The organism is Alcanivorax sp. (assembly GCF_019431375.1).
Taxonomy (GTDB): domain Bacteria; phylum Pseudomonadota; class Gammaproteobacteria; order Pseudomonadales; family Alcanivoracaceae; genus Alcanivorax; species Alcanivorax jadensis_A.
In genome coordinates this window covers 46,111-68,330 of record NZ_CP080267.1, presented here as the reverse complement: position 1 = coordinate 68,330, position 22,220 = coordinate 46,111, and the positions used below count along the sequence as shown (strand labels likewise).

Sequence of the window (22,220 nt, the reverse complement as noted above, 5' to 3'; positions counted from 1 at the left end):
CTTTTTCCACCCTATTTCTTCGTCTGCCAGACTTCCGGTTTCCAGGCTGCCGGTGAGCACCATCTGCTCGCCATCATCCGCTGGCAGCAGGGGATTGCAATGGTCAGGGCTCAGTTGCTGGCGCATGACCTGCAGGGGGAATTCTGCCGGGGGCAGCGCTCATCCACACCGTGTTCAGACTCTGGGCAAGTACAGAGCATCAGGGTCAGGTTTTCACCGGCGGGCAGTGGTTCCGAGGTGGGTGGATTTCCAGCCGGTCTTCGGCAGTAAAGCGAATGTCCGCCGGTATTTTCGGCACCAGCCGGGCGACACCGAGACCGGCTGGTCGTTTGTCTGCCGCAATGACCGGGTGATTGAAACGCACCACCAACGGGGCCCGGGCACTGATCACCCCGGAGGGGGAAGACGCCAGGTGAGCCTGCCAGCGACTATCCAGCTGTGCCGGCGCGGGCTGAGTGGTTTGCGTGTCGGCTTTATCCTGTTTGGGTGGTGAGTCGGTGGCCCCCTTCTCTCCGGTATCACAGGCGCCCAGTGATAATGCCAAGAACAGCATCACTAACCGGAAAAACGGCAATCCCCTCGTTGACATAATGCGCTTCCAATGCAATTAATGATCAGCCAACATAGCACCTGGCCACTGGCCGGCAGCCAGTAGTGATCCAGCACCCGGGAACCATTTTCCAGGCTCACCAGCAGGCGGCCTTCGCTGACCGCAGGCAGTTCTACCCGGGCGGTCTCTCCCACCTGGTAACCTTCCTTGTCCGCAGAGAGGGACAAACGGGTAGCCGCATCCTGACTGCCACTGGCCTGGTCGCTGCTCCAGCCCAGATACACGGTCTGCGAGGTGCAGTGATCACTTTGTCGATCGCAGACGCGAATCAGGTGACGACCCCAGTCATAGTTGTTGCCATCCAGCGTCCATTGGCCCCGGCCTTGTGCATCCGTGGTCAGCTGTGCCTGGGTAACCACCTTGGTATTGGGGTCGCTGATGAAATTGCTCAGGTCGTCGCCGGAGCGGTCCCACCACCAGCGCCAGTCGATTTCGTAGATAGTGATATCCAGCGGCCGGCCGTCCACCGGCTTGCCCTGGCTGTTCACGCTGATCAGGTCGATCGGGTGCTTGCCATCACGGGACAACGCACCGCCCCAACCACTGCCCTGCGGCACCTGCATGCCAACCCAGTGTTTGAAGGGGTAGACCGGCACACTGCGAACCTGGGTACTGTAATCACCGCTGTTTTCGAACACCCGGGTGGTCAGGGTAGCGCGCAGCATGCCCGGGGTCTGTTCCACCGGGATGGTGAGCGGGAAGCGGGCCTTGCCCTGCCCGTCCACATTGGCTTCGAAGGCGGTAAAGGGCTCGCTACTGAGGGCGCGGGTGCTGTCATCGAAATGATAGGCATTGAGACCATCGAAGCGAGTCGTGGTCGCCGTCACTCGCACTTTCACATCCGCTTTCAGGTTGGCGGCGGTGGCGCCGTTGAGCCATTGAGTAAACAGGCCCACCTGCGCCGCTTCGTTGGCGGGTAGCTGCTCGGGCAATTCCAGGTCGATCTTCAGCCGGTTGGGCTTGATCGCTTCCACCCGCACCGGGGTATCGAAATAGCGCTGCCCCAGCCGGGCCACGGCGCGCCAGTTACCGGTGGGGGCGTCTTCGCGGGTGCTCAGGGTAAAGGCATAAAAGTCCCCCACCGGCTGATCCAGGCTGTAGCTTTTCACCTTGTTTCCACGGGGATCGAACCAGTCCAGAGTGAGCGGGTGGTCGTCGGGCAGCACGTCGTTTTTATCTTCGAGAATAAAGGTCAGGTGGATGTCATCGCCCGGGCGCCACACATCCCGTTCCCCGTAGAAAAACCCTTTCAGACCATCGCGCACGGTCTGGCCGCTGGTGTTGAACTGGTTGGTGGGCAAGGCCCGGTTGCGGGCCACTTTCAGGAAACCGGTGTCGCGATCTTTTACCGCCTGCAGATAGAAAGGCGTGCCATCCAGCTTGAGGCTGGCCATGCCCTCCTCATCGGTGAGCCCCATACCTACCTGTTGCTGCTGGTAATTATAGGCCTTCACCACCACCTCGGCGGCGGGCTCATTGTTGTCCAGGGTGGTGGCCACCACGTGCAGGGTATCGTCCTGGCCGCGCTTGGCGATCAGGCCCAGGTTGGACGCCAGGAAGGCACGGGTGCTGGAGGCCAGGTCGTTATAGCGGTAGTAACTGTCTGAGCAGGGGTTGTCCTGTTCGTACCAGCTCAGGTAGCCGGCATCACGGTAATAATCCGCCAACCGGTCCGGTTGGTCCTGTTCCTGCCCCGGGCCTTCGTAGTTATCCGGCAGGGTTGTCTCACGGGTCAGGGCATTGTCCGGGCAGGTATAAGTGATGTCGTCGCCATCAATGGTCAGGGTGAGATGGACCAGACCATTGGGATGTTTGGCCATCAGCTCGGTCAGGTCCAGATGATAGCGCTGCCAACCGTCGCCGTTGACGGGAAGCTCAAGGGTTTTCTGCCACAAATAGCGGCCAGTGCGGGTATCCATGTCACCCTCATCCAGCTCACTGCCCTGCAGATAATTGCCAATATTGTCGTCAAACACCCGGAAGGCCTGCACCTTCACTGAGCGAATACCGACGGCCTCAAAAGGGACGCTGAGCTGCTTGCCATCCGGCAGGATGGTGCCCTTGCCGACAAAGCGCACACCGGGCTTGGTCATCATCAGGGTGACGGTTTTTTCCAGCTTTTCCGCCAGCCGGCCATGACTGGCGGAGCGCAGGCCGGCGTCGATCACCAGCGCCACATTCTCTTCCTTGTCATCCTGGGGGTAGACCCGCAGGCGACTGCCGTCCACCTCCAGGCGTGGCGCCTTGCCATTCAGGGTGACCAGGCCGTTGAGGTTCTGGGAGCCTTGCAGGGCCTCGGAAAAATTCACTTCCACATGGGGTTTCGGGTAGTTCACTGCCCGCACATTGGTGACTTCGAAGGCCGCTACCGCAGGGACGTTGTAATGGCGCTCACCCTGATTTTCCACGCCCAGCGAGCTGCCATTCCAGCCCAGGGTCACCTGACTGGCCTGGTCGCCCCGGCGGATACCGGATACGGTAAAACCATGGCGCAAGCCGGCCTTGTCGTGCTCCCAGCTTACCGGGAGGCTTTGATTGTCCTGGCTGGCGCGCAGGCTTTTTTCCACCCTATCTTCGTCTGCCAGATCCCGGGTTTCCAGGCTGCCGGTGAGCACCATCTGCTCGCCATCATCCGCTGGCAGCAGGGATTGCACGGTCAGGCTCAGTTGCTGGCGCATGACCTGCAGGGGGAATTCTGCCGGGGGTAGCGTTTCATCCACACCGTTCAGACTCTGGGCATAGAGCATCAGGGTCAGGTTTTCACCGGCGGGCAGTGGTTCCGAGGGGTGGATTTCCAGCCGGTCTTCGGCAGTAAAGCGAATGTCCGCCGGTATTTCCGGCACCAGCCGGGCGACACCGGAGACCGGCTGGTCAAGCTTGTCTGCCGCAATGACCGGGTGATTGAAACGCACCACCAACGGGGCCCGGGCACTGATCACCCCGGAGGGGGAAGACGCCAGGTGAGCCTGCCAGCGACTATCCAGCTGTGCCGGCGCGGGCTGAGTGGTTTGCGTGTCGGCTTTATCCTGTTTGGGTGGTGAGTCGGTGGCCCCCTTCTCTCCGGTATCACAGGCGCCCAGTGATAATGCCAAGAACAGCATCACTAACCGGAAAAACGGCAATCCCCTCGTTGACATAATGCGCTTCCAATGCAAATTAATGATCAGGCCAAACATAGCACAACCGTTCCGCAATGCGTGGGCAGATCCACCGCAGTGTCAACGGTTTGGCAAAACTCAAACAGCACACCAATCGGAGTGCCGTCGTGATGCAGAAAAAAGCCGGCTGGGTACTGGCATCCCTGGCCATCGCTTCACTGCTTGTCATCGGGTGGCTGGCCCCGCAGGACCCGGATGAAGCGCGATGGGAGGATTACCTTAGCCGGATTGCCCGACTGAGCCGACAGGAGCTTCCCGCACGGGGCCCACTTCCCCTGCTGACCTATCCCGGTGCCAGAGAGTTACGGCTGCCACTGCCGGAACACCGCGTGGACCTGCTCGATTATCTGGAACTGCGCCACTGTGGACTGATGGAACTGATCAGCCAGCGCAACAGCGCTCTGGGCAAGCTGCAGGCGGATTCCTTACGGCTCAATCATGAGCTGGCGTTTATTCAACAGGCGCGCGCCTGCCTGCAAGAAGACGCACTGGAGGACCCGGAGCTGGTAAAGATCATGTCGAAGGTGGTGGCCGAAAAGAAAGCCGCGTTGCCGGCCCTGTACTGGAATGTGCTTGCCAGCAGCGAGGAAATACGGCGCTTTTTCAGTCAGTCTCCGTCCGCCAATGTCGGCGACATCAGCGCTGCCTTGCAGAGCCTGCAGCAACTGAGTCACACCCTGGTCGCCCACAAACAGAGCGGCGCGGTGACACCGCTGAAGCTGGAGCCGCTGCTGGAAACCCTGGCCCATAATCAATCCGGCGGCTACCTGCTTCGGCGCATGGCGCTTTCATTGCGTGAGCTGGAGCGTGGTAACCAACTACTGGAGGGCATTGATCCGCAACGCCTTTGTCCGCGCAACCAGGCCAGCACCCGGGCCCATCGCCTGCGCAATGTGCTGGACAAGGTGTGGGGGCCAAAGGTGCAGCAGGCCCTGGCGCAAAGCCGTCGCCAGCGTCAGTCTCTGGCTGACAGCCTCGAACAGATGAACGGTCTTCTGGATTCGCCCCCCGCCTCTTTCACCCACTGGCGGCACCATTACTTCGGTCAGGACGGAGTGGAAAGCCGCATGGAGCGTGCCCTGGAGCGCCATGTTAGCCTGTGGCAGGAGCTCCTGGGCGCCTGCGGACTGATGCCGGGGAAGCCATAACTGGCGGGCTTATATGCACTTTCGTGCAAAAATTGACCTGGCGGGCTAAACAGAAAGTCTACAAAGCGAATGTTTCGGCGAACAACTGTCCACATAATGCCAGGCGTCGATGAGGTCCCATCCATCGACTCCGGAGTTTCTACTCCGTGATAGCTCTCCCGAGCCAAACTATTCACGGCGCCTTATGGCGCCGTTTTTTTTAGCTTCTAGCTTCTAGCTTCTAGCTTCTAGCTTCTAGCTTCTAGCTTCTAGCTTCTAGCTTCTAGCTTCTAGCTTCTAGCTTCTAGCTTCTAGCTTCTAGCTTCTAGCTTCTAGCTTCTAGCTTCTAGCTTCTAGCTTCTAGCTTCTAGCTTTGATCGTCCTGCGGACGATGCCGTGCTTCGCACGGTTCGCGGCTCAAGCGCCGCTCCTACAGCGGCTTCGTAAGAAATGACGAGGCCCTGGGAACTTTCCAGACCTTCCCTATCCAACCAGCGTAGCTCGTAGCTCGTAGCTCGTAGCTCGTAGCTCGTAGCTCGTAGCTCGTAGCTCGTAGCTCGTAGCTCGTAGCTCGTAGCTCGTAGCTCGTAGCTCGTAGCTCGTAGCTCGTAGCTCGTAGCTCGTAGCTCGTAGCTCGTAGCTCGTAGCTCGTAGCTCGTAGCTCGTAGCTCGTAGCTCGTAGCTCAATGCTCGTAGCTCAATGCAGCATAAATGTGCTGTACTCCAGCTCCCCCATCTTCCGGTTCACCAGCCACAACCCCAACATCACGCACACTGCCAGCGACAGCAGGAAACCGAAGCCGAATAACTGCGGGCCCAGGTACAGGCTGATGCCGGTAAAGATCACGTTGAGCACGAAAAACAGGCCGGTGAGCAGTACCAGCATGCGGCGCTGGTCCAGATAGCAGAACACGTTGATGATGGCCAGGAACACCACCTGTAGCGCCGTGGCTACCAGCTGTACTTTCAGCAACGGCAGGTAGAGATCGGTGATCCCCAGGGCCGCGAAAATCTGGGCGCCGGCCACCATGATCACCAGCGCCGAGATGGCCTGGATCTTGAGGATCTGGAAGATCCCCTGACGGATCACGAACACCATCTGGTTGCGCATGTCCTCGATATAGGACAGCGAGCCCCCTTCGCGCACCGCATCGTAGAAATTGCTGTAATACTCAACGAAATCGGTTTCCATGCGCACCAGAAACACGGCCATGCCGGGAATCAGCGACAGGTAGGACAGGAACACCGGGATGTCATAGATCAGCGAGGCACGCAACGGACCGATCACATCGCTGCCGGTGCCGCTGTAGAACCAGAACATGGCCTTGTCCGCCCATACTCCGGCGTTATAGAACAGCCCGACAAGCATCAGGCTGGGGTACAGATAACGAGGACCGAACATCTCGAAGGACACCATGCTGCGCGCCGGATAACCGCGAACGATCAATACCAGCATGCCGGCCAGCAATGTCACCTGCCCCAGCAGAAACCCTAGCAGCAGCCCCTCCAGGTCGAGAAAGCGCAGCAACAAGGCTCCCACCACGGTAATCCCGTAACCCAGGGCATAAAGCAGCAAGATGGCCTTGTATTGCTTCATGCCGGACAGAAACACGGTAGCGATCCAGATATTGCACAACACCACGAAGCTGGCCGCCATCAGTACCCGGAACAGAATGCTCTGTTCCGGGAACAGGAACAGAGCCACCAACAGCGACAGCACGCCGGAAATCACCGTGACCAACAGGGTGACACCACCATAGTTGGGCAGAATCAGATCCTCGCGCTGCTCAAAGGCACGATCCGCACAAAAGCGGGTGAACGCCAATTGCACAGTGCCGGTCAGTACCAGGCTGATGGCAATCAGATAGGTCACCGTGACCTGGAACTGGGACACGGCAATATCCGGCACCACCGCCCCCAGGCTGAAAATACCAATGATCAGGATGCCGATAATCGACAGCACCCAGGGCCCGGAGCTGATTACGCCAGCATAGGCATAGGCACGGATCAGGCCCAGCAAGGTATCCTTGCGCAGCAGTTTTCGCAGCTCAAAACCGATACCTGCCATCAGATATCCCCTTCCAGCAGGCCCTGATAAAGCTCACGGTAGGAACCGAACATCTGCTGCTGGGTGTACAGGGTTTCCACCCGGCGGATACCGGCTTGCTGCGCGTCGTGCCAGGCCTGCGAATCACTGAGCAACGTCGCCACCGCCTTACCCAACGCTTCCGGGTCAGCAATGCCAACCACCGAACCGGCCTTGCCGAACGCCCGATCTTCTTCATCCAGCCCTTCGATCAATTGACGGCAGGAGCCCACATCCGTGGACACCGCCGGCACACCCGCGGCAAAGCCTTCCAGCAACACCAGAGGCAAGGCTTCGCTGATGGAGCTGAGTACAATCACACCCACTTTCGGCAGCAACTCGTCGATTTTCTGAAACCCAAGAAACTCCACGTTTTTTTCCAGGCCCAGGCTGGTTACCAGCGAGCGGCACTCCGCGGCATATTCCTTGTCTTCATCCTCCGGACCGGCAATCCAGCCTTTCGCGTCCGGAATCTCGTTGACCAGGGTACGCATGGCACGCAGGAAGGTTTTCACGTCCTTGATGGGTACCACCCGGCCGATCAGGCAGGCGGTCTGGGGGATTTCGGTGCCCCTGGCGGCACGGACTTTTTCCATACGCGGCAGGTCGATGCCGTTGGGAATATTAAGCGTACGTTCGGCGGGGGCGCCGTCTTCCACCTGCCGTTGCCGGTTACGTTCGTACAGGGCCACGATGCGGTTCGATGACTGGTAACACTCACGGCCCAGCTCGGTGAAGAAGTTCACCCACTTCTCGCGGAAGTACGCCATTTCCGCATTGTTCTTTTCCACCAGGCCGCGGTTATCACTGATCCATTCACTCTGGAACAGATCGATCTTGCGTTCCTTGGTATAGATGCCATGTTCGGAAAGCAGCAACGGCTTGCCGGTGCGACGTTTCAGCATGGCCCCCAGAAAACCGGCATAACCGGTGGATATGGTGTGATACATACGCGCCGGGATCAGGTTGCTGGCAATATCATGCAGCACCCACAAGGGCGCATGCATGATGCGCACGGTCCAGAAATAATCCACAAAGGAAGGATCACGGCTGTACTGGCGATAGGCATCAGAGATGAAATCCCAGCTTGCCCTGCTGTGCAAAAAGGACTCTTCGGAATAACAACAGCCCTCGCCCAGGCCATCGAGCGTCTTGCCGAGCAATTCTTCCCGTTCAGGGGAATGCTGCCCGGAACGCATCAGCTCATGAAAACGGCGCAGCCGATGGTATGCCTCCACGTCACCCTTTTGCGGTTTCTTCTGTGCCCCACGCTGGAAGTCATGCAGATAATGGACTTCCAGATGCACCACGTTGTCCGGCAGGGTGTACTTCATTTCCCCATAGTCTTCCGGGCGGCTACCGACAAAACAGCAGGCAAAGGTGTATTCGGGAAAACCACGGATAATCTGGTTTACCCAGCTCGACACCCCGCCGCTGACATAGGGAAACGTCCCTTCCAGCAGCAGGCAGATGTCCGCCTTATCCGCTCTGGGCAGCGCCATAGCCCCTCCAGTACTCCACGGATTTATTCAGGGCAGTAAACTGGCTGCCCTCGGGAATTTGTTCCATCAGCAAACGCACCATGGGCAATTGTCGACGTTGCAAAGCAATTTCTGCCAGCCAGGGGTTCACCTGGGCCGGTGATAATCCCAGCCGGCGGGCAAAGACCAGGGACTCCTGAGCCTCACCCAGGTTTTCCTGACTCATCTTGATACGCCCGCGCAACAACCATAGCCCGGCATCTTCGGGAGATTCCATCAGCCCCATATCGGCGTAGAAACTGGCTCGCTCGAGGGTCAAGGTCATGATGTCGCCACGCACCAGGTCCTGATAACTCAGCTCCCAGTACAACTCCGCCAGACGTCGGGCAAGCCGATAGCGGCGCGACTCCCTAGCCCGCTCCAGTAACTGCAGCGCTCGATCAATATCACGGGTGATGGCTTTTTCCTTCTGGTCGAGAATACCGTAGGCAAGCAGCCGCAGATCCTCATAGGAATCCCCCAGCGAATCGCGCAACAGTCGCCCGGTAATACGACCGGGCATATCCTTGAGCACCAGCATTCCCTGAATCCGCAAGGCGTTGGGCGCGGTCTCACTGGTAAGCAAACTTTTCAGATCAATCTGCCGGAAACCGGCGCTATGTTGATTGTTGACCGGTGTAAAATAGGGCTTTGCCACCTGGGAAAAAGGCAGCGGCATGAACAGTGCCGGCAACATCACACCCAAGGCAATGCCACCAATGATAGTCAGCAGCCCGATCGCCGGGATAAAAAAGGCAAAGGAAAAAATCAGTGCCAGCGAAAAGACTTTCGGCTCCCGAAAACGGGTCGGAAGAAAGCTCCACGCCACAGCGGACAACAAGGCCGACGCCAAGCCATGGGCAACCAGGTAAAGCAGAAAATAGGACAGCGAGCTGTTCTGACTGAGCAACAGCAGCAGTGAGCCCAGCTCGGCACTGATCGCATAGATAAGCAGCTTCCAGCTAGACACCGGCCACCTCCAGCAACTCGCGGAGCTGATCGCCAGGGTCACGCTCACCCAGTAACCGATGGTAGTACTTCACCCCGGCCTGGCGGAGGCTGAAGAAGGCATAGTCCTCCTGTAGCCATTTTTCCGTGCGCAGTACAAAACCTTCCAGACTGGAATCACCAGTCATCGGCATCATAATCATCAGCACGTTGTCATGGACCCACCAGGCCAGATCCAGACTACGCAGGCCCCGTGCCAGCGCTTCCAGAATCTGTGCAGCTTGTTCGCTGTCATCGGCCACAAACAGGGTCAGGGCGGTGTCAACCCGCGCTTCACCGCGCAACCGGGAAAGCGCCGTCATTTCACTGGCAAAGCGGGTCGGCAGGTTCGGCCAGGTATCCAGCAGGCTGTCCACCTCTTCTCCGTAGTGCGCCACATCCGCATAGAAGTTCAGCAGCACAGACAGCAACTGCAGGTTTTCATAATTCATGGACAGGAACGGCAAGCGTTCCACCACCAGCACACCGATCATTTCCCCGGCACTGTTGGTCACCGGTGCGGCCACCAGATAGCGGCCCACATAGGCATCATCCTGAGTGTTCTGCTGAACATGGGCGAGCATGCCGATGTCCAGGGCGTGGTTGAGCAGGGCATCGTGCTGATCCAGAGGCTTGTTCTCCCCCAACAGGGCGGCGGCCTGGTCGTTGACCTTGCCGTCCAGAACTGGATACAGGGCAGCGCGCTGTAATTGACAATACTCCGCCAGCAAATTGATCAGATCATCCGCCGCCGGCAGGACTTTGCTGTCGCTTTCATCCAGGGTCAGATCGCGCAGACGGAACAATGCATCGCGCACGGTGTAGGGCCTGACCAGCAGATTCTCTTCCAGGCGGTCATGGGAAAGGCGTAACAGCACATGGCGTTGGGTCAGGTTCTGCAAACGTTCCAGGGCATAACTGGCGGCGCTTTCCGCCCGCTGGAGGCGCACCCGCCACAGGTCAGCGAATTCACCGCAGACCAGGCTGAGAATAAACCCACCCAGCATGGTGCCTTCGGGGAAATCCCAGTCCGCATAAAAGTCCATATTGCGAAGCACAAACCAGCTGGCCAGCAGGCACAACATGCCAAATACACCGGCAAGACTACCGTAACGCAGGGACACCAGAATAGGCACGAACAGGCCCCAGCGGAAGTTGGCACCCAACGCCAGGGGGTCCTCGGAACGTAACCACAGCCCCATTGCAACTGCCGCCACAGTCAGCAGTACCGCCTCCAGCACCACCCACAAGGGTCTTGCCGGCGGTGCCACCAGGGCGGGGATGACGGTGTTAGCCAGCCACTTTCGCATCAGCGAATGACCGGAGCCAGCAGCTTGTCGATGACTTTCTGCCCGGTCTGGCTGAGCGACGTTCTTGCCCACCCGGCACGAGCACCGGTGCCGCTGTAGACGATGTTACCGGAAGGCAGTTCGCGGATTTCCAGCATCACGCCCACCGCCGGCTCGCCATCCACGCCGGTCTTGTAACGCCATTCATGCACTACGCCGCTGACCACATACCGGGCCGATTGCGACTGCACCCAACGATCCATCTTTTCCCGGTTGGCGGAGGAAGACGCTTCGAACAACAGGCCGTCATTGCCGGTTTCCGGATAACTTTCCACCGCGGTCACTCCCTGCCGGTAAAGCACGGATTCCACGATGGCCGCTGCCCGCAATCCGGCTTGGGGGGTGCCGGTACGGTTGACCAGCGGCAACACCAGCCAGGTACCTTCCGCATCCAGTGACACTCCCTGACTACTGCGTACATGGGTGCAACTGGCCAGCATCAGCGCCAGCAACAAAGCAACAACCTGTTTCATCTCATGCTCCTAGTAGTAAATCCTGTATTGCAGTTCGGCCCGGTAGCTGTCTTCATCGTTACCACCGGTATTCAGTTGCCGCTCCAGTGACAGTTGCCAGGCGTCCCGGCCGATCAACGGCCCGGCCAGGCCCAAGCGGCCGATAAAACCATCGCCGGACAAGCTGTTATTCACGTAACCCAGTTCTCCCCACCCCTGCAGCCGATGCGGACGGATATGCACGTCCGGCGTGCCCAACAACAGGGACGCTCCGGATTCGCTGTAATTCTCGGGCAAGGGCGTAGTGTCTGCGCCGGCTGGCAGCAAGGCGCGGACTTCAGCCATGCTGTCCCCGGCTTCGGCAAAATCGGCGCGGGTATGACGCAGCCGTAGGCCCGGTGAAAAACGGGACAACCAGGGACGCCAGGTGGTTTGCAGATTGATAATGCTGCCCTTCCCCAGATTTTGACTATTCAGATCACGATACTGGTAATCCGCCCAATCTACACTGCTCTGCCAGGTAGATTGGGGCGACCAATTGAGCTGGAACTGGCTGCCGGTACGCGAACCGCCCAACAGCAGCAAGGAGGTTTCATCCGCCGGCATGCGCCACTGGTAACGCCAGCTGGCAGACCAGTCGGAGTGCCAGTTGCCCCCCACTTCCAGATCCGCGGTGGTTTCGCTGTTATCCAACAGTTGGCGCTGGCCCAGCGAAAAACGGTGACGATAGCGCTCACGCTGGTATTGCCACTCCAGGGTCAGCCATTGCTCCGCTTCATCCACATCAAGCTGGGTACGATCATTACTGCCAAACTGCCGCTGCCGGTAGCGCGCGGACAAGGTGCTGTAGTCACTGAATGGCTGACTCTGGGTAAATGCCCAGTCAGTCATTTGCAAGGCACCCAGACGGCGCTGTTCCAGCATCAATGCGCTGGAGCGGGCGCTGGGCAACAACAGGGATTCCTGCTGATTGTTGGCGCCAGCCAGTTCCGGAGAGCCGGACTGCATGGCCATTAGCGTCGCGGTGGCGCGCCGTTCCTCGCCCAGTTCCACCTGGCTTCCCAGTTGCTCGGACAACGTCAATTGACCGGCATAACGCTCACGAATCTGCGCCACGGCATCCCGGTCATTATTGAGCATGGCATAGGCCAGTGCCGACCCGGCATGCAGGGCGCCGGCAGCCTGCTGCTTGCGCAGGTACCAGGCACGGGCCAGTTCCGGCTCGCTATGCCCCAGCGCCCACTGGGCCAGCCATTCTGCACGGGCTTCGTCGTCACCCTGCTGCTGACGAATCTGTTGTGCCAGTTGCAGCGAACCATCTCCACCCTCAAACCGCTGGCTGAGCGCCAGACGCATATCGCGATACTGGGTCTGCTTGTCGTCCGCGACCGGGAACGGCAATCGTTGATGCAAACTGCGCAGCACCGGCCAGGCCTGACCATCACGCCCTGCCGCAATCAGCGCCTGGGCATACTGCCATTGTCGCTCCCAGTCCTCGGGAGCCGTTTGCAGCAGACGGCTCTCGTAGCGAACCGCCTGCTCGGCATGACCCAGCGCCATATGGGCGGCGGCCAGCACTTCCCAGTAGCGCCGGTCCAGGCGGATACCGGCTTCCCAGGCGGCAAGGGTCTGGGCCAGCTGAGTATCATCACCACTGGCGACCAGCAGCCATAACCAGGCGATGCGTGTCTCCCGATCGCCGGGGGCCAGTTCCAGCGCCCGCTGCAACCACTGCGCGGCATTTTCCATCTCGCCCTTGCGTAACAGCAGATTGGCGTAAAAACGCAAAAAAGCCGGGTCCTGTTGCAGTTGCTGGCGCTGGGCGTCACTAAGCTGGTGCAGAAAATCATCGATGGCCTGCCAGCGACCGGCATCCTGCATCTGATAGAGGGCACCCATGGCAAAAGCCTGATCCCCATTGCGCTGCCAGGCCCGCTCCATCAGCGCCACGACTCTGTCGCGATCGTAATAACGGGCCAGGGTAATGTACTGATACAGATCCGGCAGGGTCTCGTCACCCTGCTCCAGCAATGTCTGGTAATGACTCATGGCCGGCTGCCACTGTCCCAGCTCAGTGGCCATAATCGCCAAACGGCGTGTCAGGTCAGGATCATAGGGGAGGCTTTCGGCATCACTGCGCAAATCGGCATAAGCCGTCTCACGCTGCCCCTCAAGCCAATGGTAGCGGGAGACTTGCAGTGCCATATCCCGCTCGGGGCCATAGCGATTCATGTACTGCCGTGAATAGCGAGCGGCTTGCTTTCTATCGCTTTGATTCCAGGCCAGACGCTGCATTTCCCACAGCACAGCCTGACCCGGATAGCGCCGATGCCAGTCAGCCAGGAACACCAGGCCTTCATCCGGTGTGCCGAGCAACTCATATTGCCTGGCGATGGTAGCCAGCAAATCACGGTCACGGGGAGACACTTCCAGCAATTCCTTGTAAACCCGCAACGTCAGTTGGTGATCGTAGGCCAGCGGCGCCCGCTGCCGAACCTGCTGCCAGGCCTGCGGATCGTCAGTGTTTTCCGCTACTTTCCACCAGGCTTTCAGGGCAGTACTGCTATCCCCCTGCCAGTCGGCGATCTGCGCCAGCCTCAGCAACCAGCGAATATCTTCGGGGCGCCAGTAGAGAGCATTGTCCACCACTTGACGAGCCCGTCCCAGATTACCCGCCGCCACAAAAACCTCATAGCTATTTATCCTGAGAATAAAGGTGTCAGTGATGTCATCGCCCGCGCCATACACATCCCGTTCCCCGTAGAAAACCCTTTGATCACTGCACGTCTGGCTGCTGGTGTTGAACTGGTTGGTGGGCAAGGCCCGGTTGCGGGCCACTTTCAGAAACCGGTGTCGCGATCTTACCGCCTGCAGCAGAAAGGCGGCGTACATCCAGCTTGATAGGCTGGCCGCGCCTCTCATCGGTGAGCCCCATCTACCTGTTGTTGCTGGTAATTATAGGCCCCTCTCACCACCACCTCGGCGGTACTCATTGTTGTCCAGGGTGGTGGCCACCACGTGCAGGGTGTCGTCCTGGCCGCGCTTGGCGATCAGGCCCAGGCGTTGACGCCAGGAAGGCACGGGTGTTGAGGCCAGGTCGTTATAGCGGTGTAATCAATTGAGCAGGGGTTGTCCTGTCTGTACCAGCTCAGGGTAGCTGGGGATCACGTAATAATCCGCCATCCGGTCCGGTTAACCTTGTTCCCGCCCCGGGCCTTCGTGAAGTTATCCGGCAGTTGTCTCACGGGTCAGGGCATTGTCCGGCAGGTATAAGTGATGTCGTCGCCATCACGCACGTCAGGTGAGATGGATTGTTCATTGGGATGTTTGGCCATCAGTCGGCTCAGTCCAGAGATAGCGCTGCCAACCGTCGCCGCAAGACGGAAGCTCAAGGGTTTTCTGCCACGCCAGTGGCCAGTGGGTATCCATGTCACCTCATCCAGCCTTCACGCTCTGCAGATACTGCTTAACATGTCAAACACCCGGGGCACCTGCACCACCAGCGAACAATGACGGCCTCAAAGGACGCCGAGCTGTTGCCATCCGGTAGCAGGATGGTGCCCGCCGACAAAGCGCACACCGGGTTTAGTATTATCATCAGGGGTGACGGTTTTTCCAGCTTTTCCGCCAGCCGGGGCCATGATCGGCGGAGCGCGGGCGCCGGCGTCGATCACCAGCGCCACATTCTCTTCTCTCTTGCCATCCTGGGGTAGACCCGCAGGCGATCGCCGTCCACCTTCCAGGCGTGCGCTTGCCAATTCAGCACCAGGTCGCATGAGGTAATGGTTCCGAGTTTATAGGCCTCGCCAGCACCACTCATGGTTTCGGCAGTTCACTGCCCGCACATTATACTCGAAGGTCAGCGCTACTGGAGGACGCTGTAATGGCGCTCACCCTGCGCGATTTTTCCACACCCAGCAGCTGCCACCTTTGAGCCCAGGGTCACCCTTGACTGGCTCAGATGCCCTGGCATATGGATACTTGATACGGTAAAACCACGCGTGCTTGGCCTTGTCGTGCTCCTGGAGCTACCGGTGCTTTGATTGTCCTGCATACAGGCAGGCTTTTTCCACCATTCTTTGTTCGCTGCTTTCAGATCCCAAGTCGAGATGCCGCAGAGCACCATCTGTCGCCATCATCTCGTTTACAGAAAAAGCAGGGATTGCAATGGTCAGGGCCCAGTTGCTTAGCGACCGGCAGGGGAATTCCTGCCAGGTAGCGTTTCATCCACACCGTTCGATTCTGGGCGCTGGAGCACTCAGTCAGGTTTTTACCGGCGGCAGTGGTCTGAGGGTGGATTTCCAGCGGCCTCGCAAAGGACTGTCCGGCCAGGACGGCACCAGCAAGGACACCGTGAGTACCTGATTGGCTGCTTGTTCGGCACAATGACTGAAGATTGAAACGCACCACCAATCAACTGGTAATTCGATCACCTGAGTGGTAAACACTTTCAGGTGATTCGCCAGCGCACTATCCAGCCGTGGCCAAGCGGCCAAGCGGCTCGGTGCGCCGCTTTATCCTGTTTGGGGTGGTGAGTCAGGCCTCTTCTTCCGGGGCATCACAGGCAAGCCCGTGCGATAATGCTGGGAACATCATCAACCGGAAACCGGCATCCTGTTGACATATAAATAAGCTTCCCAAAGGCAAATTTCTGACGATAACGAAGCCAAACATAGCAACAACTGTTCCGGCAATGCGTATAAGATCCACCTGCAGTGTCAATGGCTTTGCGTAAATCAAACAGCACACCAATCGAGCGCTGCCGATGCAGAAAGCTTGCCGGGTACTGTGCATCCCCGGCCATCGCTTCACTGCTTCTGTCATCGCGGCTGGCCCGCGCAGGACCCTGATGAAGATGGGAGGATTACCTAGCCGGACGTCTGACTGACGGCAGGAGCTTCCCCGCACGCTCACTTCCCTGCTGACCATCCTGGTGCCAGAGAGCATGGCTGCGCCACCGCCGGAACACCGCGGACCGCTTCGATTATCTGAACTCGCGCCATCAGGACTGGCGAACCTGATCGCCAGCAATAGAGCGCTCGCGCGCTGCAGGCGATTCTTACGGCTCAATCATAGCTGGCGTTTATTCCAACAGGCGCGCCGTCGTGCGAAGACGCACTGAGACCGAGCGGTAAAGATCATGTCGAAGGGTGGTGGTCGAAAAGAAAGCCGCTTGTTATTCCTGTACTGGCACTCAGGCTTCGGCCAGCAGCGAGGTGAAACATGGCGCCGCTTTTTCAGTCATTCCGTCCACAATGTCGGCGACACCAGCAGCTGCCTTCAGAGCCCGCAGCACCGAGTCGCATACCCCCAGCTGCCCACAACAGCGGCAGTGGTGCGATAATCGCTGGCTGCTGGAGCCGCTGTTGAAACCCCAGGTCTGATAATCAACTGTGGCGGCTATCGTTTCGGCGCAGGCGCTTTCATTGCAAGAGCGGGAGTGCGTAAACCAATCGCTGAGATTGATCCGCATCGCCTTTGTCCGCTAATCAGGCCAGCACCCGGCCCACCGCTTCAGCAATGTGCTGACAAGGTGCGGGCCAAAGGCAGCGGAGGCCCTGGCAAAGCCGTGCCGCCAGCGTCAACCACTGACAGCCCGAATGATGAATCTGGCCTCGGGATCGCCCTGGCTCTTTCACCCACTTGTTGCACCATTACTGGTCAGACGGAGTGAAAGCATGGGATGTGTGTCTGGTTACGTTAGCCTGCGGTGAGCCCTGGGCGCCCAGGACTGATGCCGGGGTTTATAACTGGCGGCTGAGGCGCACTTTCGTGCAAAAATTGAATCTTGCAAATAAACAGAAAGCTTCATGTGCCGAATGTTTCGGCGAACAACTGTCCACACAATGCCAGGCGTCGATGAGTCCCCATCCATCGACCCGAGTTTCTACCCGTGATATTTGTTTCAACATCTAGCGCCTATGCCTTTATATGCTGTTTTTCAGCTTCAGCTTTCAGTTTAGTTTAGCTTCTAGTTTAGTTTAGCTTAGCTTAGTTTCAGCTTAGCTTTAGCTTAGCCTAGCTTTCTAGCTTCTAGCTTCTTAGTTTAAGTTTAGCCGAAGCTTGATCGTCCAGACGATGCTGCAAGCTTCATGACCAGGCCCAAGCGCCGTCTTCTAACAGCGTTTCGGTAAGAAATGATTGCAGGTCTCTGGGAACTTTCGACCTTCCTGATCCAAATCAGCGCAGTTTGTGGCTCAGTCGTGAGCTTCAGGTAGGTCGGGCTTCAGCTTCCAGCTCAGCTCAGCCTGTAGCCGGCTGCAGCTCGTGGCTCAGCTCAGCTCAGGCCTCAGCCTCACTCAGCTGCAGCTCAGCTCAGGCCTGCAGCTCAGCTCGTACCAATGCCTTCTCAGCTCACTGCAGCACAATGCTGTACTCCAGCTCCCCATCTTCTCAGGTTCACCAGCCACAGAACCCACACCACGCACACTGCCATGACAGGTGGAACCGAGTCGAATAACTGTGGCCCAGGCAGGCAGCTGGAGCCAGAAGACTGCGCTGGAGCATCGAAAAACAGATGCCAGTGAGAAAATTTCAGTATTGCGGCGCTGTGGTCCGATAGCAGAAACGATTTTGCGAAGCGGCCAGAACACCACCCAGCGCCGCGCTACCAGCTGACTTCAGCAACGCGGCAGAGGACGGTGATCCCAGGCCGCGAAAATTGGCGCTGGCCACTTCATATCACCAGTTGAGATGGCCTGGATCTTTTTGAGGATCTGAAGATCCCCTGACGATCATTTTTAAACACCATCTGGTTGCATGTCTGATATAGACAATAAAGAGCCCTTCATAATCATCAGAAATTAAGGTAATACCTGCAATTGAATGGTTTCCATGCACCAGAGCAGCGCCATGCCGGGAATCAGCAGGTAGGACAGGAACACCTGGGGACAGCCACAGGACCAGTGAGGCACGCAACGGACCGATCACATCGTTGCCGGTGCCGCTGTAGAACCAGAACATGGCCTTGTCCGCTCATATCTTTGGCGTTATAGAACAGCCCGTGATGGCATCAGGCTGGGGTATTAGATGAACGAGGACCGAACATCTCGAAGCGACACCACATGCTGCGCCACGATAATCCGCAACGATCACTACCAGCATGCCGGGCCAGCAATGTCACCGCCCTGCACAGAAACCCTAGCAGCAGCCCCAGGTCGAGAAAAAGTGCAACAAGGCTCCACCCACGGTAATCCCAAACTCCAGGGTATAAAGGCAGATGGCCTGCATTGCTTCATGCCGGACAGAAACACGGTAAAGCATCCAGATATTGCACAACACCACGAAGCTGGTCGCCATCAGTACCGGAACAGAATGCCTGTTCCGAACAGGAAGAGCCACCAACAGCGACAGCACGCCGGAAATCACCAGACCAACAGGGGCACACCAAATTATAGTTCAGCAGAATCAGATCCTCGCGGGTCAAGCCAAAGGCACGATCCGCACAAAAGCGGGTGAACGCCAACACAGTGCTGGTCAAAACAGGCTGATGGCACCTGATGAATACCAGACTGAAATTTGGGATATGCAAATATCCGGCAAAATCACCTCGGCCTTGAAGCGGAAAATACCAATGATCAGATGCTGATAACGATAAAACACCCCAGCAGGGCCCGGAGCTGATTACGCCAGCATAGGCATAGGCACGGATCAGGCCCGGCAAGGTATCCTTGCGCAGCAGTTTTCGCAGCTCAAACCGATAATTCGCCATCAGAGCATCCCCTCTCTTCCAGCAGGCCCTGATAAAAAGCCTGTACGGTAGAAACCGAACATCGTTGCTGCGTACAGTGTTTCACCCGGCGGATACCGGCTTGCTGCGCGTCGCCAGGCCTGCGAATCACCAGGGAGCGACCGCCACCTGCCTACCCAACGCTTCCGGTCAGCAATGCCAACCACCGAACTGCCTTTTGCCGAACGCCCGATCTTCTTCATCCAGCTCTTCGATCAATTTCGACGGTGAGCCTCACATCCGTGGACACCGCCGGCACACCCGCGGCAAAGCCTTCTCCAGCAAACAACGTAGAGGCGCTTCGTTGATGGAGCTGAGCACACCATTGACCCACTTTCGGCAGCAACTCGTCGATTTTCTGAAACCCAAGAAACTCCACGTTTTTTTTCCGTTCAGGCTGGCTTACCAGCGAGCACTCCGGCGGCATATTCCTTGTTCCTCATCCTCCGGACCGGCAATCCAGCCTTCGCGTCCGGAATCTGTCATCAGGTACGCATGGCACGCAGAAGGTGTTCACTGCCTTTTTTGATGGAAAACACCCAGCCGATCAGGCAGGTGTCTGGGGGATTTCGGTGCTCTGGCGGCAACGGACTTTTTCCATACGCGCAGGTCGATGTTGGGAATATTAAGCGTACGCTGGCGGGGCGCGTCTTCCACCTGCCGTTGCCGGTTGCTGTCTGTACAGGGCCACGATGCGTTCGATGACTGGTAACACTCACGGCCCAGCTCGGTAGTTCACCCACTTCGCGGAAGTACGCTATTTCCGGCATTGTTTTCCACCAGGCTGCACATTACCGATCCATTCACTCTGAACAGATCGATCTTGTGTTCCTTGGTATAGATGTTATGTTCGAAAGCAGCAACGGCTTGCCGGTGCGACGTTTCAGATGGCCCCAGAAAAACCGGCATAACCGGTGGATAGTGCGTGATACATACGCGCCGGGATCAGGTTGCTGGCAATATCATGCAGCACCGCCAAGGGCATGCATGATGCGCACGGTCCAGTATCCACAAAGCGAAAGATCACGGTCATCGGCGATAGGCACGAGATGAAAACCCAGCTTGCCCTGCTGTGCAAAAGCGGACTCTTCGAATAACAGCCCTCGCCCAGGCCATCGAGCGTCTTGCCGAGCAATTCTTCCCGTCTGTGGGAATGTCGCTCCGAACGCATCAGCCTATGAAAAACGGCGCAGCCGATGGTATGCCTCCACGTCACTCCCTTTAGGCTTCTTCGTGCCCCCACGCTGGAAGTCATGCAGATAAAGGTGACTTCCAGACGGCACCACGTTGTCCCGGCAGGGTAATTTCCCCTATTTCCCGCTCCTCCGCCAGCGCTACCGACAAACAGCAGGGCAAAGCGTGGCCTGGGAAAACCATACTGATAATCTGAGTTTACCCAGCTCGACACCCCGCCGCCGACATAGGAAACGTCCCCTTCCAGCAGCAGGCAGATGTCCGCCTTATCCGCTCTGGGCAAAGCGCCATAGTTCTCCGAGTACTCCACGGATTTATTCAGGCAGTAAACTGGCTGCCCTCGGGAATTTGTTCCATCAGTGGTAATCCACCATGGGCAATTGTCGACGCGTAAAGAAATCTCTTCGCCACAGGTTCGCCCGGCCGTGATAATCCCAGCCGGCGGGCAAAGACCAGGGACCCTGACTGCACCCAGGTTTTTCTTGACTCTATCTTGATATCGCGCAACAAAACTATGCCCGGCATCTTCGGGAGATTCATCAGCCCCATATCGGCGTAGAAACTGCTCACCGCTCGAGGTCAAGGTCATGATGTCGCCACGCACCAGGTCCTGATAACTAGCTCCCAGTACAACCCGCCAGACGTCGGGCAAGCCGATAGCGGCGCTGATTCCCCAGCCTGCCCAGTAACTGCAGCGCTCGATCACATCACGGGTGGCGCTTCTTCTCTCTGGTCGAGAATGTAGGCAAGCAGCCGCAGATCCTCATATAGGAATCCCCAGCGAATCGCGCAACAGTCGCCCGGTAATACGACCGCATATCCTGAGTACGTTACCCCCAACCGCGCGGCGTTAGCGCGGTCTCACTGGCAAAGCAAACCTTCAGATCAATCTGCCGGAAACCGGCGCTATGTTGATTATGACTGGTGGTAAAATAGGGCTTTGCCACCTGGGAAAGCGCAGCGGCATAAAGGCAACATCACACCCAAGGCAATGCCACCGGTAATGATAGTCAGCAGCCCGATCGCCGATAAAAAGGCAAAGGAAAAATCAGTGCCAGCGAAAGACTTTGGCCCAAAATCGGGTCGGAAGAAAGCTCCACGCCACAGCGGGACAACAAGGCCGACGCCGCTTACAAGAAATTAGGTAAAGAGTAAAATAGACAGCGAGCTGTTCTGACTGAGCAACAGCAGCAGTGAGCCCAGCTCGGCACTGATCGCATAGATAAGCAGCTTCCAGCTAGACACCGGCCACCTCCAGCAACTGCGGAGCTGATCGCCAGGGTCACATGCCTACCCAGTAACCGGATGGTGTAGTATTTCACCCCGCTCGGCGGATGAAGAAGGCATCTCCACATTTTTCCGTGCGTGCACAAAACCTTCCAGACTGAATCACCAGTCATCGGCATCAATCATCAGCACGTTGTCATGGACCCACCAGCCAGATCCAGACTACGCAGGCTGCCTCGTGTTAGCTTCCAGAATCTGTGCAGCTTGTTCGCCGCCGTCGTACAAGAACAGGTCAGGGCGTAATAACCAGCCACCGCGCAACCGGGAAAGCGCCGTCATTTCACTGGCAAAGCGGGTCGGCAGGTTCACGGTATCCAGCAGGCTGTCCACCTCTTCCGTAAAGCGCATCCGCATAGAAGTTCAGCACGAGCAGCGAACTGGTTTTCATAATCGCGATTGCAACCGCGCGCCTGGGGGCACGCTCACACACCGATCATTTCGGCAACCAGCTGGTCACCGGTGCGGCCACCTCAGATAGCGCCCACATAGGCATCATCCTGAGCTTTTGTTCTGGCTGAACAGGTGAGCATGCCGATGTCCAGGCGTGGTTGAGCAGGGCATCGTGCTGATCCAGAGGCTTGTTCTCCCCAACAGGGCGGCGGCCTGGTCGTTGACCTTGCCATCCAGAACTGGATACAGGGCAGCGCGCTGTAATTGACAATACTCCGCCAGCAACTTGATCAGGATCATCCGCCGCCGGCAGACACGCGCTGTCGCTTTC

Annotated in this window: 19 protein-coding genes; 2 read left to right on the top strand and 17 right to left on the bottom strand. The window is 57.9% G+C overall.

The window, feature by feature from the left end; all coding sequences use genetic code 11:
- Positions 1-205: 205 nt before the first annotated feature.
- Together KZ772_RS00275 and KZ772_RS00270 are read right to left on the bottom strand one after the other, a co-directional pair.
- Positions 206-589: a hypothetical protein gene (locus KZ772_RS00275; RefSeq protein WP_290537927.1), complete on the bottom strand. Its 384-nt coding sequence runs from the start codon at positions 587-589 to the stop codon at positions 206-208.
- Complete coding sequence (locus KZ772_RS00270) at positions 556-3,747, bottom strand: MG2 domain-containing protein (RefSeq protein ID WP_290537926.1); 3,192 nt, start codon at positions 3,745-3,747, stop codon at positions 556-558. The genes KZ772_RS00275 and KZ772_RS00270 overlap by 34 nt, the downstream gene beginning before the upstream one ends.
- A gap of 131 nt (positions 3,748-3,878) precedes the next feature.
- Here KZ772_RS00270 and KZ772_RS00265 point away from each other — a divergent pair, with 131 nt between their 5' ends.
- Positions 3,879-4,916 carry a DUF3080 family protein gene (locus KZ772_RS00265; protein WP_290539502.1) on the top strand — a complete coding sequence of 346 codons (1,038 nt, stop codon included), beginning with the start codon at positions 3,879-3,881 and terminating at the stop codon, positions 4,914-4,916.
- A 676-nt stretch (positions 4,917-5,592) separates the two neighbouring features.
- On the opposite strand, the gene pelG (KZ772_RS00260) is transcribed toward KZ772_RS00265, so the two are convergent.
- From pelG (KZ772_RS00260) to KZ772_RS00225, 8 genes are all read right to left on the bottom strand, one after another.
- Positions 5,593-6,963, bottom strand: coding sequence for an exopolysaccharide Pel transporter PelG (gene pelG / locus KZ772_RS00260; RefSeq protein WP_290537925.1), 1,371 nt, complete (start codon positions 6,961-6,963; stop codon positions 5,593-5,595).
- The gene (gene pelF, locus KZ772_RS00255) at positions 6,963-8,483 is read right to left on the bottom strand and encodes a GT4 family glycosyltransferase PelF (RefSeq protein ID WP_290511082.1); all 1,521 of its coding nucleotides are present in this window, start codon (positions 8,481-8,483) and stop codon (positions 6,963-6,965) included. The genes pelG (KZ772_RS00260) and pelF overlap by 1 nt, the downstream gene beginning before the upstream one ends.
- Positions 8,461-9,471 carry a hypothetical protein gene (locus KZ772_RS00250; RefSeq protein ID WP_290537924.1) on the bottom strand — a complete coding sequence of 337 codons (1,011 nt, stop codon included), beginning with the start codon at positions 9,469-9,471 and terminating at the stop codon, positions 8,461-8,463. Before KZ772_RS00250 ends, pelF begins: the two co-directional genes overlap by 23 nt.
- The gene (locus tag KZ772_RS00245; protein ID WP_290509380.1) at positions 9,464-10,798 is read right to left on the bottom strand and encodes a PelD GGDEF domain-containing protein; all 1,335 of its coding nucleotides are present in this window, start codon (positions 10,796-10,798) and stop codon (positions 9,464-9,466) included. The genes KZ772_RS00250 and KZ772_RS00245 overlap by 8 nt, the downstream gene beginning before the upstream one ends.
- On the bottom strand, positions 10,798-11,310 hold the full coding sequence (locus tag KZ772_RS00240; RefSeq protein ID WP_290509381.1) for a hypothetical protein: 513 nt from the start codon (positions 11,308-11,310) through the stop codon (positions 10,798-10,800). The genes KZ772_RS00245 and KZ772_RS00240 overlap by 1 nt, the downstream gene beginning before the upstream one ends.
- Positions 11,311-11,319: 9 nt before the next feature.
- Positions 11,320-14,181 carry a tetratricopeptide repeat protein gene (locus tag KZ772_RS00235; protein WP_290537923.1) on the bottom strand — a complete coding sequence of 954 codons (2,862 nt, stop codon included), beginning with the start codon at positions 14,179-14,181 and terminating at the stop codon, positions 11,320-11,322.
- A 63-nt stretch (positions 14,182-14,244) separates the two neighbouring features.
- Positions 14,245-14,370: a hypothetical protein gene (locus tag KZ772_RS00230; protein ID WP_290537922.1), complete on the bottom strand. Its 126-nt coding sequence runs from the start codon at positions 14,368-14,370 to the stop codon at positions 14,245-14,247.
- 167 nt (positions 14,371-14,537) lie between these two features.
- Positions 14,538-14,681 carry a hypothetical protein gene (locus tag KZ772_RS00225; RefSeq protein WP_290537921.1) on the bottom strand — a complete coding sequence of 48 codons (144 nt, stop codon included), beginning with the start codon at positions 14,679-14,681 and terminating at the stop codon, positions 14,538-14,540.
- Between the two features lie 775 nt (positions 14,682-15,456).
- Here KZ772_RS00225 and KZ772_RS00220 point away from each other — a divergent pair.
- On the top strand, positions 15,457-15,654 hold the full coding sequence (locus KZ772_RS00220) for a hypothetical protein (RefSeq protein ID WP_290537920.1): 198 nt from the start codon (positions 15,457-15,459) through the stop codon (positions 15,652-15,654).
- Between the two features lie 171 nt (positions 15,655-15,825).
- On the opposite strand, the gene KZ772_RS00215 is transcribed toward KZ772_RS00220, so the two are convergent.
- The 7 genes from KZ772_RS00215 to KZ772_RS00185 all read right to left on the bottom strand — a co-directional run bounded on the left by KZ772_RS00215 (position 15,826) and on the right by KZ772_RS00185 (position 22,189).
- Positions 15,826-16,113 (bottom strand): hypothetical protein, encoded by a 288-nt coding sequence (locus KZ772_RS00215; protein WP_290537919.1) that lies wholly within the window; start codon positions 16,111-16,113, stop codon positions 15,826-15,828.
- Positions 16,114-16,483: 370 nt separating this feature from the next.
- Positions 16,484-16,762, bottom strand: a complete 279-nt coding sequence (locus KZ772_RS00210; protein WP_290537918.1) for a hypothetical protein — start codon at positions 16,760-16,762, stop codon at positions 16,484-16,486.
- 1,208 nt (positions 16,763-17,970) lie between these two features.
- Complete coding sequence (locus KZ772_RS00205; RefSeq protein ID WP_290537917.1) at positions 17,971-18,252, bottom strand: hypothetical protein; 282 nt, start codon at positions 18,250-18,252, stop codon at positions 17,971-17,973.
- Between the two features lie 271 nt (positions 18,253-18,523).
- Positions 18,524-19,000 carry an exopolysaccharide Pel transporter PelG gene (pelG, locus tag KZ772_RS00200; protein WP_290537916.1) on the bottom strand — a complete coding sequence of 159 codons (477 nt, stop codon included), beginning with the start codon at positions 18,998-19,000 and terminating at the stop codon, positions 18,524-18,526.
- Between the two features lie 901 nt (positions 19,001-19,901).
- The gene (locus KZ772_RS00195) at positions 19,902-20,801 is read right to left on the bottom strand and encodes a DUF3492 domain-containing protein (RefSeq protein ID WP_290537915.1); all 900 of its coding nucleotides are present in this window, start codon (positions 20,799-20,801) and stop codon (positions 19,902-19,904) included.
- A gap of 860 nt (positions 20,802-21,661) precedes the next feature.
- Positions 21,662-21,853 (bottom strand): hypothetical protein, encoded by a 192-nt coding sequence (locus tag KZ772_RS00190; protein ID WP_290537914.1) that lies wholly within the window; start codon positions 21,851-21,853, stop codon positions 21,662-21,664.
- A gap of 138 nt (positions 21,854-21,991) precedes the next feature.
- Complete coding sequence (locus tag KZ772_RS00185; RefSeq protein WP_290537913.1) at positions 21,992-22,189, bottom strand: hypothetical protein; 198 nt, start codon at positions 22,187-22,189, stop codon at positions 21,992-21,994.
- Positions 22,190-22,220 lie beyond the last annotated feature (31 nt).

Bases quoted from the DNA above. Each gene is read 5' to 3' on its own strand.
- KZ772_RS00270 (WP_290537926.1), bottom strand. From the start codon at position 3,747: ATGTCAACGAGGGGATTGCCGTTTTTCCGGTTAGTGATGCTGTTCTTG.
- KZ772_RS00240 (WP_290509381.1), bottom strand. From the start codon at position 11,310: ATGAAACAGGTTGTTGCTTTGTTGCTGGCGCTGATGCTGGCCAGTTGC.
- KZ772_RS00190 (WP_290537914.1), bottom strand. From the start codon at position 21,853: ATGCGGATGCGCTTTACGGAAGAGGTGGACAGCCTGCTGGATACCGTG.
- KZ772_RS00210 (WP_290537918.1), bottom strand. From the start codon at position 16,762: ATGCGGATCAATCTCAGCGATTGGTTTACGCACTCCCGCTCTTGCAAT.
- KZ772_RS00275 (WP_290537927.1), bottom strand. From the start codon at position 589: ATGTCAACGAGGGGATTGCCGTTTTTCCGGTTAGTGATGCTGTTCTTG.
- KZ772_RS00220 (WP_290537920.1), top strand. From the start codon at position 15,457: ATGGTCAGGGCCCAGTTGCTTAGCGACCGGCAGGGGAATTCCTGCCAG.
- KZ772_RS00195 (WP_290537915.1), bottom strand. From the start codon at position 20,801: ATGACCTTGACCTCGAGCGGTGAGCAGTTTCTACGCCGATATGGGGCT.
- KZ772_RS00185 (WP_290537913.1), bottom strand. From the start codon at position 22,189: ATGATCCTGATCAAGTTGCTGGCGGAGTATTGTCAATTACAGCGCGCT.
- pelG (WP_290537925.1), bottom strand. From the start codon at position 6,963: ATGGCAGGTATCGGTTTTGAGCTGCGAAAACTGCTGCGCAAGGATACC.
- KZ772_RS00235 (WP_290537923.1), bottom strand. From the start codon at position 14,181: ATGTACGCCGCCTTTCTGCTGCAGGCGGTAAGATCGCGACACCGGTTT.
- pelG (WP_290537916.1), bottom strand. From the start codon at position 19,000: ATGGCGAATTATCGGTTTGAGCTGCGAAAACTGCTGCGCAAGGATACC.
- KZ772_RS00215 (WP_290537919.1), bottom strand. From the start codon at position 16,113: ATGACAGAAGCAGTGAAGCGATGGCCGGGGATGCACAGTACCCGGCAA.
- KZ772_RS00265 (WP_290539502.1), top strand. From the start codon at position 3,879: ATGCAGAAAAAAGCCGGCTGGGTACTGGCATCCCTGGCCATCGCTTCA.
- pelF (WP_290511082.1), bottom strand. From the start codon at position 8,483: ATGGCGCTGCCCAGAGCGGATAAGGCGGACATCTGCCTGCTGCTGGAA.
- KZ772_RS00245 (WP_290509380.1), bottom strand. From the start codon at position 10,798: ATGCGAAAGTGGCTGGCTAACACCGTCATCCCCGCCCTGGTGGCACCG.
- KZ772_RS00205 (WP_290537917.1), bottom strand. From the start codon at position 18,252: ATGTTCTGGTTCTACAGCGGCACCGGCAACGATGTGATCGGTCCGTTG.